General features: G+C 39.2%; 5 protein-coding genes and 1 pseudogene. 3 read left to right on the top strand and 3 right to left on the bottom strand.

The window, feature by feature from the left end:
- The first annotated feature begins 295 nt into the window (after positions 1–295).
- Positions 296–2,026, top strand: a complete 1,731-nt coding sequence (locus AC3DU7_RS15840; RefSeq protein WP_488040292.1) for a calcium-binding protein — start codon at positions 296–298, stop codon at positions 2,024–2,026.
- 200 nt (positions 2,027–2,226) lie between these two features.
- Here the strand turns inward: AC3DU7_RS15840 and AC3DU7_RS15835 are convergent, their stop codons facing one another.
- The 3 genes from AC3DU7_RS15835 to AC3DU7_RS15825 all read right to left on the bottom strand — a co-directional run bounded on the left by AC3DU7_RS15835 (position 2,227) and on the right by AC3DU7_RS15825 (position 7,063).
- Entirely contained in the window at positions 2,227–3,933 is a 1,707-nt protein-coding gene (locus tag AC3DU7_RS15835; RefSeq protein ID WP_488040291.1) for a calcium-binding protein, read from the bottom strand.
- Between the two features lie 283 nt (positions 3,934–4,216).
- Positions 4,217–5,731 carry a GMC family oxidoreductase N-terminal domain-containing protein gene (locus tag AC3DU7_RS15830; protein ID WP_488040290.1) on the bottom strand — a complete coding sequence of 505 codons (1,515 nt, stop codon included), beginning with the start codon at positions 5,729–5,731 and terminating at the stop codon, positions 4,217–4,219.
- Between the two features lie 534 nt (positions 5,732–6,265).
- Positions 6,266–7,063, bottom strand: coding sequence for an aspartyl/asparaginyl beta-hydroxylase domain-containing protein (locus tag AC3DU7_RS15825; RefSeq protein ID WP_488040289.1), 798 nt, complete (start codon positions 7,061–7,063; stop codon positions 6,266–6,268).
- A gap of 893 nt (positions 7,064–7,956) precedes the next feature.
- Between AC3DU7_RS15825 and AC3DU7_RS15820 the strand changes: the two genes are divergently transcribed.
- Both AC3DU7_RS15820 and AC3DU7_RS15815 read left to right on the top strand, forming a co-directional pair.
- Positions 7,957–9,159: an NAD(P)/FAD-dependent oxidoreductase gene (locus tag AC3DU7_RS15820; RefSeq protein WP_488040288.1), complete on the top strand. Its 1,203-nt coding sequence runs from the start codon at positions 7,957–7,959 to the stop codon at positions 9,157–9,159.
- A 212-nt stretch (positions 9,160–9,371) separates the two neighbouring features.
- Positions 9,372–9,734, top strand: a pseudogene (locus AC3DU7_RS15815) (phosphopantothenoylcysteine decarboxylase domain-containing protein); the annotation flags it as partial.
- Between the last annotated feature and the right edge of the window lie 32 nt (positions 9,735–9,766).

The raw sequence follows: 9,766 nt of genomic DNA, 5'->3' as shown, positions 1-9,766 counted from the left end.
CTGTTGCCTGTTGCCTGTTGCCTGCGCACAGCGCTATAACTGCTGTATTATCTTGATGACTATGAATCAAAATGCAATTTAATATTATGTCCGGATAATTAGTGATAAAAACTTTATCCCTTCTAATCTTTTCTTCCCTTCTGCCCTCTGCCTTCCTTCCACTAAAGTGTAAGTATTCAAGCGGACATGATATAACTAGGCGATACGGCTGATTTTTTTAAGCAAAGCACTTTTTATTTATTACTTATTATATTCTTTAGATGATGAGTAGAGTTAGATTTCGATCAATTTAATTATGGCAACTATTATCGGTACAAATATTGGTGAAACCCTTAGGGGAACTGCTGTTGGTGATGAAATTTCAGGTAGAGGTGGAAATGACAACATCAGAGGCCGAGCAGGTGATGATCTGATTAAAGGAAATAGTGGCAATGACACCTTAGCTGGGAACGGAGGAAGTGATACCCTACGAGGTGGAAACGGCAATGATCAGCTTAATGGAGGGGGCGGACGAGATTTACTCCGAGGTGGTAATGGAAATGATGACCTGATTGGTAGTCGTGGAAACGATACTATGAATGGTCAAAATGGCATTGACACCGCTAACTACGCAGATTTAGGAGAAGTCATTACCCTGCAAGCTGTTGGCGTGGTTGACAAAGGCAATGCCGGAACTGACCAAATTGAGAATATTGAGGTCATTGTTGGTGCTACAGGCGAAGATAACGTTATTGATGGTACTGTTTCCGGTGGTGCAACATCTGCCTTTGATATTGATTTGTCGGCAGAAAGTCTGACTGTTACAGGTATTCCCGGTTTAGGAAATGTTAATTTCACAGTTGAAAACTTTGTTAATGTCATTGGCACCTCCAACACCGATACCATCGTCGGAAACAGTAGTGATAACCTCTTCGGTGGAAGCGAAGGAAATGATACCCTTGATGGTGGAAGTGGTGATGATACCGCAGATTATAGCAATTTAGGTCAAGCGATTACCCTTGAACGCGCAGGTATAATTAATAAAGGATCGGCAGGAACTGACCAAATTCTCAATCTCGAAACTATTATTGGTGCAACTGGAGAAGAAAACGCCATTGACGGTTCGACGGGAACCAGTGGAGTCACTTCTTTTGATATTGACTTATCTCAGGAAACTTTTACCGTTGAGAATATTCCGGGATTGGGTAATCAAACCTTTGAGATTATCAACTTTGTGAATGCGACTGGAACCTCCAACGATGATGATATAGTTGGAAATGATAGTAATAACGTTTTCGGAGGCAGCCAGGGAGATGATACATTTGATGGTCAAGGTGGTGACGATACCGTTGATTACAGCGATTTAGGTCAAGCTGTCACCCTTGAACGCGGAGGTGTCATCAACAAAGGTAGTGCAGGTACAGACAATATTCTAGAAATCGAAACTATTATTGGGGCGGAAGGACGAGATAACGCTATTGATGGTTCCACTGGAATTAGCGGTCAAACTTCTTTTGTGGCTAACTTGGCGGAGGAAACCTTTACTGTTGAAAATCTTCCTGGACTGGGCAATCTTAACTTTAATGTTGTTAACTTTGTCGATATTACCGGAACCTCCCAAGGTGATGATTTAGTCGGTGATGCTGAAGACAACGAACTCCGTGGTGAACGCGGAAGGGATACTCTTGTTGGTGGTGCTGGAAATGACCGCATTTTCGGTGGTCGAGGTCGAGACCGTTTAACAGGGGTCGATCTAAACAGTGCTAACCCCGGGGCAGGTGAGATTGATATCATCAACGGAAATAATGGTCGAGATACTATTGTTCTAGGTGATGGAAGCAATGTATTCTACTCCTTCGATGGTAGTAGCGACTTTGCAGATATCCAAGAGTTCCAAACGGGTCGAGATACCATTGAATTAACTGGTACTTCGGGAGACTATTTCTTCAACTCCGATAACACCGCAATCTTCTTAAGTTCTAATAATGACTTAATTGCTGAGTTTACAAACGGAGCATTTGTTGCGGCCGATCTCAGCTTTGTATAATCTTAAGTCTTAGCTATCCTGACTTTTAGCTTTATTCAGCAAGCCCTAATTAATAAAAACTAATATAACAGGACTTACGCACAGACACTAAATCAAATCAAGTGAGGGCGAATGGCATTCGCCCCTACATATAGCGTTTTTAAAGTTAATTTGCGTAAGTCCTGATCAGGTGCATTGCAATACACCTTACAATTTGCCTATTACCCGAGCAAAAAATCTTCTGCTTCTAAGGACGCAGTATTTACCAAAGTTGCAAATTGACCGCCACTGCCGAAACCAGATACGTTACCATCAGGATTATAGAACAAATTACCATTGTTCTCATTGTAAACAATAACTGCATCAGCAGTTGCTGCGTCCGAATTGCTAGTAACTATAGCAAATTCACTCGCAATGCTGAAAGCTGTTCCCGGTGAACTGTTGATAGCAGTAAAAGTTGTTAGGTCTAAGACTATAATATCTCCCTGGGTAGGAGAGAAGTCAGTAATTTCGTCTATACCTTCATTAGCGTTAAAGATGAAGTGGTCAAGATCGCCTCCTCCTATGAGTATGTCGTTTCCAACTCCACCATCTAGACTATCATCACCCAAATAACCAATGAGAGTGTCATCACCGTCGCCGCCATCTAGACTATCATCACCAACGCTACCATAAAGACTGTCGTTACCGTCACCGCCATTGAGAATATCATTATCGCCACCACCATCTAGGGTATCGTTACCGTTGCCACCATTGAGAATGTCGTCATCCAGATAACCAGCGATATTGTCATCACCGTCGCCACCATCTAGACTATCATCACCAACGCTACCATAAAGACTGTCATTACCGTCACCGCCATTGAGAATATCGTTGTCGCCACCACCATCTAGGGTATCGTTACCGTTGCCACCATTGAGAATGTCGTCATCCAGATAACCAGCGATATTGTCATCACCGTCGCCACCATCTAGACTATCATCACCAACGCTACCATAGAGACTGTCATTACCGTCACCGCCATAGAGACTGTCATTACCGTTACCACCATTGAGAGTGTCGTTATCGCCACCACCATCTAGGGTATCGTTACCGTTGCCACCATTGAGAATGTCGTCATCCAGATAACCAGCGATATTGTCATCACCGTCGCCACCATCTAGACTATCATCACCAACGCTACCATAAAGACTGTCATTACCGTCACCGCCATTGAGAATATCGTTGTCGCCACCACCATCTAGGGTATCGTTACCGTTGCCACCATTGAGAATGTCGTCATCCAGATAACCAGCGATATTGTCATCACCGTCGCCACCATCTAGACTATCATCACCAACGCTACCATAAAGACTGTCATTACCGTCACCGCCATTGAGAATATCGTTGTCGCCACCACCATCTAGGGTATCGTTACCGTTGCCACCATTGAGAATGTCATCATCCAGATAACCAGCGATATTATCATCACCGTCGCCACCATCTAGGGTATCATAACCAATGCTACCATAAAGAGTGTCATCACCGTAGCCACCATTGAGACTGTCGTTATCGCTACCACCATTGAGACTGTCATTACCGTTACCACCATCTAGAGTATCATCACCATAATAACCATAGAGAATATCGTTATTATTGCCACCATTGAGAATGTCGTCACCAAAACTACCATATAGAGTATCATCACCATCACCGCCATCTAGAGTGTCGTCATCGCTACCGCCATCTAGACTGTCATTACCGTTACCACCATCTAGAGTATCATCACCCAAATAACCAATGAGAGTGTCGTTATCGTTGCCACCATCTAGAATATCATCACCCAAACTACCATTGAGAGTGTCGTCACCATCATAACCAATGAGAGTATCGTCACCGCTACCGCCATTAAGAATGTCAGCACCACTGCCACCATTTATGAGTACCATAGAATTATTTTCCTTAGTTACTTTTGTATAAACTTAACTTATATAACTTATACGTGAAAATTATTAACTACAAAAAAACTTTAAGATTAACTTAAGGGAGTAGAATTCTCAGGAAAATGACAACCATGTAGGGACGTTGCATCCAACGCTCCTACACTATTGGTGTAGATGAAGTGGTCAGGTGGCGAAGCACTTAAGAATATTTGTGCAACAAAGCAATTCTAAATTCCAATTATCTGCTTGATTGCACTAAATTCTGAACTCAAAATTCAAAATTCAAAATTCAAATTATGGCTTTTTGCAACATAATATCTCCTACCCTAAGAGCATTAGCTGCAATAGTCAGAGCTGGACTAACACCCAAAGCATTTGGCATAAAACCACCATCCACAACAAAAACATTTTCATGGCCATGTAAACGACAGTCTTGGTCAAGCACAGATGTATTTGGATCTTTACCAAAGCGAGTTGTACCTACCTGGTGGGATGTATGAATATCATCTTTATGTCCCATCGCCCCAAAGCATAATACTGCTCCTGCCGACCGAAATACCCGTTTTAACCTAGTCATGTAATATCGAGAACGGAAAACATCATAGGAATGAAATTTGTGGAACAGACGAATTTTCCCATCCTGACCAACTTCTATCCGATTTTCTTCTTGGGGTAAGTCTTCCACAATACCAGTTATGACCAACATCCGCTTCAACAAAAATTCGGCGATGGGTTGAGGTATTGGCACAGGAAAATTTTCTTGTAGAGAAAGAAGTCCGGGAATAGGTACAGTTTGAGCTAACCCTAGTTTATGCGGAAATTCTTTGGAACCAAGATAGAGGTCTGTAAACCCTAATTGTTTAATAAATTTATCCGCCCCACCAGTAGATTGTTTGAATAATCCCGCTACTAAAGCACCACAATGATACATATAATTCCGCCCTAATTGTCCACTACGCCCTGTTAAACCAGACTTCATCAGAATAACTGGACTACCCAATGCTCCAGCAGACAGAATATAAATTTTGGCTGTGAGTTCCTCAACTATGTCAGTTTTGCGACAACGAAGGCGAATAGCAGTAACTTTTTGGCTGGTATTAGTAACTAAATGTTCTGCCTCTGTCAAAGTTTGAACTTTGAGGTTATAATTATCAGCTGCCTTATCAATAGCACGCATTACTGTAGAAGCACGAGATTCATTGGGGCAGTAGAAACCAGGACATTTAGAACAACGTAGACAAGTATCGAAGTTTATACCGAAGGCAAGATGAAATGGAGTTAGTCCCGCAGCTTTTATACCTTTTTCTAATAGTTGGTTAATTGGTTCGAGTGGTGGAACAGTGGCCGGATAACCATTACTTGGCGTACCAATATTCAACATTTTGTGTGGCTTATCCCCGGCGACATCGAATAAAATTTCTGCCTGGTCGAAATAAGGAGCCATATCATCATAGGCGATCGGCCAATCCCATAGATGACTGGGTAGCCATTGGTGATAAAATTTACCGGGATGGAAATCGTAGGGACTTGGACGCATTAGTACCCCTCCATATAGGGATGTACCACCACCTAATATTCCTGCAATATGAAGTTGGGCGCTACGTCCATTGACTTGAATTTGGCGATCGTCAAAAGCTTCTTTATTAATCAGCATTCGTTGCTCATCTTGAAAGGCTTCAACGTCACTAAACCTGGGGCCACGTTCCACTAGAAGAACTCGTTTACCTGCTTTTGCTAGAGTATGGGCAATTGTTCCTCCTCCTGCACCACTGCCAATAATTATTGCGTCAAAATCGTAACCCACTACTCTCTCCAAATATATTTTTTGAGTTTTGTTTTTTCTTAAAAAAACTTAAGTATAAGTTACCTAAAATATATGAATAATTTCTAATTAATTTTTTGTTATTTTAGATACAAAACACTTTATATCTAGAACAAAAATGAGAGTAAATATTATTAATATAAAAAAGCTAAAAATTTAAAGTTTACCTCTAGCAAAAAAAATAGCGATCGCTTTACTTAACCTCTGAATTAAAAAAATACTATCAAGTTTATAATTTAGCTGAGAGCATCAATCAATAATTATTATAGAGGGAGAATTATAGCTATTATGGTAAGTGTATCTCCCTCAAAAAAAAATGCAATAAGGATAGTTGATTCTCAAGTTTTTTTCTGGTTTTTATTTGGCAGTATCAGAATTACTGAGAAATAATTTCAATGAATTTATGACTGTTTTATAGTCTAACCAATAAATTTTTACCAAGTAGATATCAAGGATAATTGGCGATAATTTTTGTCTCCATTTTTGCCCGCTGCATTTTTGAAAAAAGCTTCATAATTATCTTGAAACTTTTTCTTTTTCACGTTCCTGTGCAAACAATTTTTCTAAACGGTCTGCCCAATTTTTCTGATTAATATTTGCATCTTGAATATAGGGAGAAATTGCGATTAGCTTCATAAATAATTCATTAAAAACTGAAAGTGGAAAACGCATTGGTCTCATTATGTCTAAAAATAAAACTACACGGACACCATCAGTTTCATTCCAAGCTTCATGGGGAAAAGAATCATCAAACATCATACTTTTTCCTTCTTCCCAATGACGGGTTTCATCACCCACCCGAATGCGGCATTTTTCTTTTGGTTCAGGTACTTTTAATGCCAATAAATAACGAACAACTCCTTTGTAAGGACCTCGATGTTCAGGAATATGCTTACCAGGTAATAAAATTGAAAAGAATGCTGTTTTCATCCCCGGAATTTTTTCAATTAAACGGGTTGTTTCTGGGCATCTTTGACAATTTTTTTCTGATTTAATACCATACCCATACATAAAAAATGTTTTCCACAAATCATCAGGGCTAGTATAATCAGCTTGGTCTGGAGAAATGTCTTGGAAATTTGGTAAACTATCTCTGTATTTGAGAAGTTCATCTAATTCTTTCCGAATCAATACCCAATTTGCTTCTATCTCAGTCGTCCAGTCAAATTGTTTAGAGTCAAAAAATGCTGTATCACCAATCAAGGAATATTTAGGAATTAACTTTTCATAATATCCAAGAAGTTTAACTCCAATACCATATATTAATATTCTCCTAAATTTTGCCCTGATTGTTTCTAAAGAGAGATTCACCATAGATTTTTTTTGCTTGAATTTAAGCTGTTTGGATAGTTTTTATTGAACCAGTCCAAGTTAATATAGTACACAAACTCATATTTTGGAAGTCGAGAATAATTAAAATATTTTAAAAAAATTGTCTATGGCACTACGTCTTTTGGTATCCATTCTTAGAAACCTATGATTATCTACATAAATCTATGATGTTCTCGTATCCGCTCAATAAATGGGGGCGGACTACCAGTTTAGGAATGATTTTACGACATTTGAGGCTTGCCATTTACCGATTTACCCCGGATTATTGAGCGGTTACATTTTCTCTAAATAATCATAGTTCTTGTCAAGCTGTTATTTACCCCCAATTTCAATTTACTGAGCGGATACAAAATTACCTAAATAACACGGGAGCATGAAAGCCATCGTCATTTTAAGCGATGGATCAAAGGTGAGGAGTCGGATTAAAATCCGAAGTATTTTATTTTACCGAAAAGCAACGTTGAAGCTCCCCGTGTTTGAACCGGGACATGAAAACAAGGGAATTGTTTGGACTAGACAACTTTAGTTGTCCTCTGTTACTATGATTAATAATAAGTTTTCGCACCGCCCGTTTCCAATGTACTCTTGTCCGCAAGTTTTAGTAGGTAAAAATCCCGAATTAATTACTATCTTAAAATTCTTATGTGAACAGTCTCACAAGCTCACTAACATGGGAATATATTATGGCAGACAATTATATTTTAAGTCTCACAAAACTCTGGGTAAGTATGACTTGGAAAAAGTCTACAAAAATATAAACTAATAGACATCTCCAAAAATAAAAAAATCAAATCAATTCTTATCCATAAATCATCAATTATTCTTCCCTGTTCCCTGTTCCCTGTTCCCTGTTCCCTCTTTTCTGGAGATGTCTAATGAAAAATACCAATACAAAATATGATTTTTTAATTGTAGGTAGCGGCATCTTTGGTATTACTGCTGTTGTAGAATTAGCCAAAAGAAAATATAAAGTGGCAGTTATTAACCCAGATACCATTCCCCATCATCTAGCAGCTTCTACTGATATTACTAAAGTTGTCCGCATGGAATATGGTACTGATAAAGAATATTTCCGCATGGCAGAAATATGTATTGACCGCTGGAAAGAATGGAATGATTTTTTTGGGGAAGAATTATATCACGAAGTAGGTTTTTTAATGCTGTGTAAAGATAAAATAGAAAGTGATCGCCACAACTTTGAAAAATCAAGTTATCAAAATCTCATAGAAAGTGGTTATTCTCCAGACAGAATGAATGCTGAAAGTATCAAAGAACGTTTTCCAGTTGTGAATACCTCGGTTTACATAGATGCTAATTTTAATCCGAAAGCAGGTTATGTAGAATCTTCACTGGTAGTAGAAAAACTAACTGAGTATGCTTGTTCTTTAGGTGTTGAAATTTACCAAGGGCAAACCGCAGAAAGTTTGATTGTGGAAAATGGGAAGCTACAAGGAGTCAAAACTAGAGAGGGAAATACTTTTCAATGTGGTCATGCGCTGGTAGCAGCAGGTGCGAATACTCCCTATCTTTTGCCAGAATTACAACCTTACATGAAAACCACTGGTCATCCTGTTTTTTGGTTAAAACCTCAAAACCCTAAATACTTTTCGTCGCCATATTTGAGTGTTTTTGCAGCCGATATTTCTAATTCTGGTTGGTATGGTTTTCCTTTTTTGTCTAAATATGGTGTTGTCAAGATAGCTAAACATTCTAGTGGTGTACCTCTTCATCCCGAAAATAGCGATCGCCGAATTAAGGATAATGAGGTAGAGAAGATGCGGTCTTTTCTGAAGATAACTTTCCCCAAATTGGTAGATGCACCTTTGGTGTATACTCGTAGATGTTTATATACTGATACTCTTGACGGACACTTCTGGATAGATAACCATCCAGAAATTAAAGGTCTTTCTGTGAGTAGTGGTGGCAGTGGGCATGGGTTTAAAATGGCACCTTTATTAGGAGAAATTGCAGCGGATATTGTGGAAGGGAAATCACATCAATTTTCTCAAAGGTTTAGATGGCGACATTTAACACCTGATACCGTTCAAGTTGAAGAAGCGAGAGGTAATGAAATTTAGGCGTTGCATAGAGTGCGGGATGAATTTGTGGGTGTGGAGGGTGTGGGGAGTGTGGGAGGAGTTATAGAAAAAGAGGAAGTACAAAAATTCATCCCTTGGTTCAGCAAAACCGAAATTTAGTGCCACTTTGGGCTCATAAACTTAGAGCTACAAATTTTCAAATCCTGAAAAGATTGTCAAATAGCCGAATATTATGAGTAAAAAAGTTTTAAGCTGAATATAGTAGTGAGAAATTGCCCAAGCGATCGCTACCAAATTTATTACCTTTGACACCAGTACCGGATATTGTGGCAGAGTTGGGAAAATTAAAGCAGTCTCACCAATATTTAATTGGTTTTACGGCACAGACTGGAGATATTGTTGCGCCTGCTTTGGAGAAATTGCGAGTTAAAAATTTAGATGCTATTGTTGCTAACCCTATCGATCGCGAAGGTGCGGGTTTTGGTAGTAATACAAATCAGGGAATTTTTCTGGATGGGTCAGGTCGGCAGTTAGATATTCCGTCTTGTAGTAAATTAGAGATGGCTCATTGTTTGTGGGATTTTGTGTTGGAGCGGTATGGGGTAAATAGATGACAAGAGAAGATGGTTAAAAAAGGCGATCGCCT

Source organism: Okeania sp. (assembly GCF_983059655.1).
This window is presented reverse-complemented; position numbering and strand designations above follow the sequence as displayed.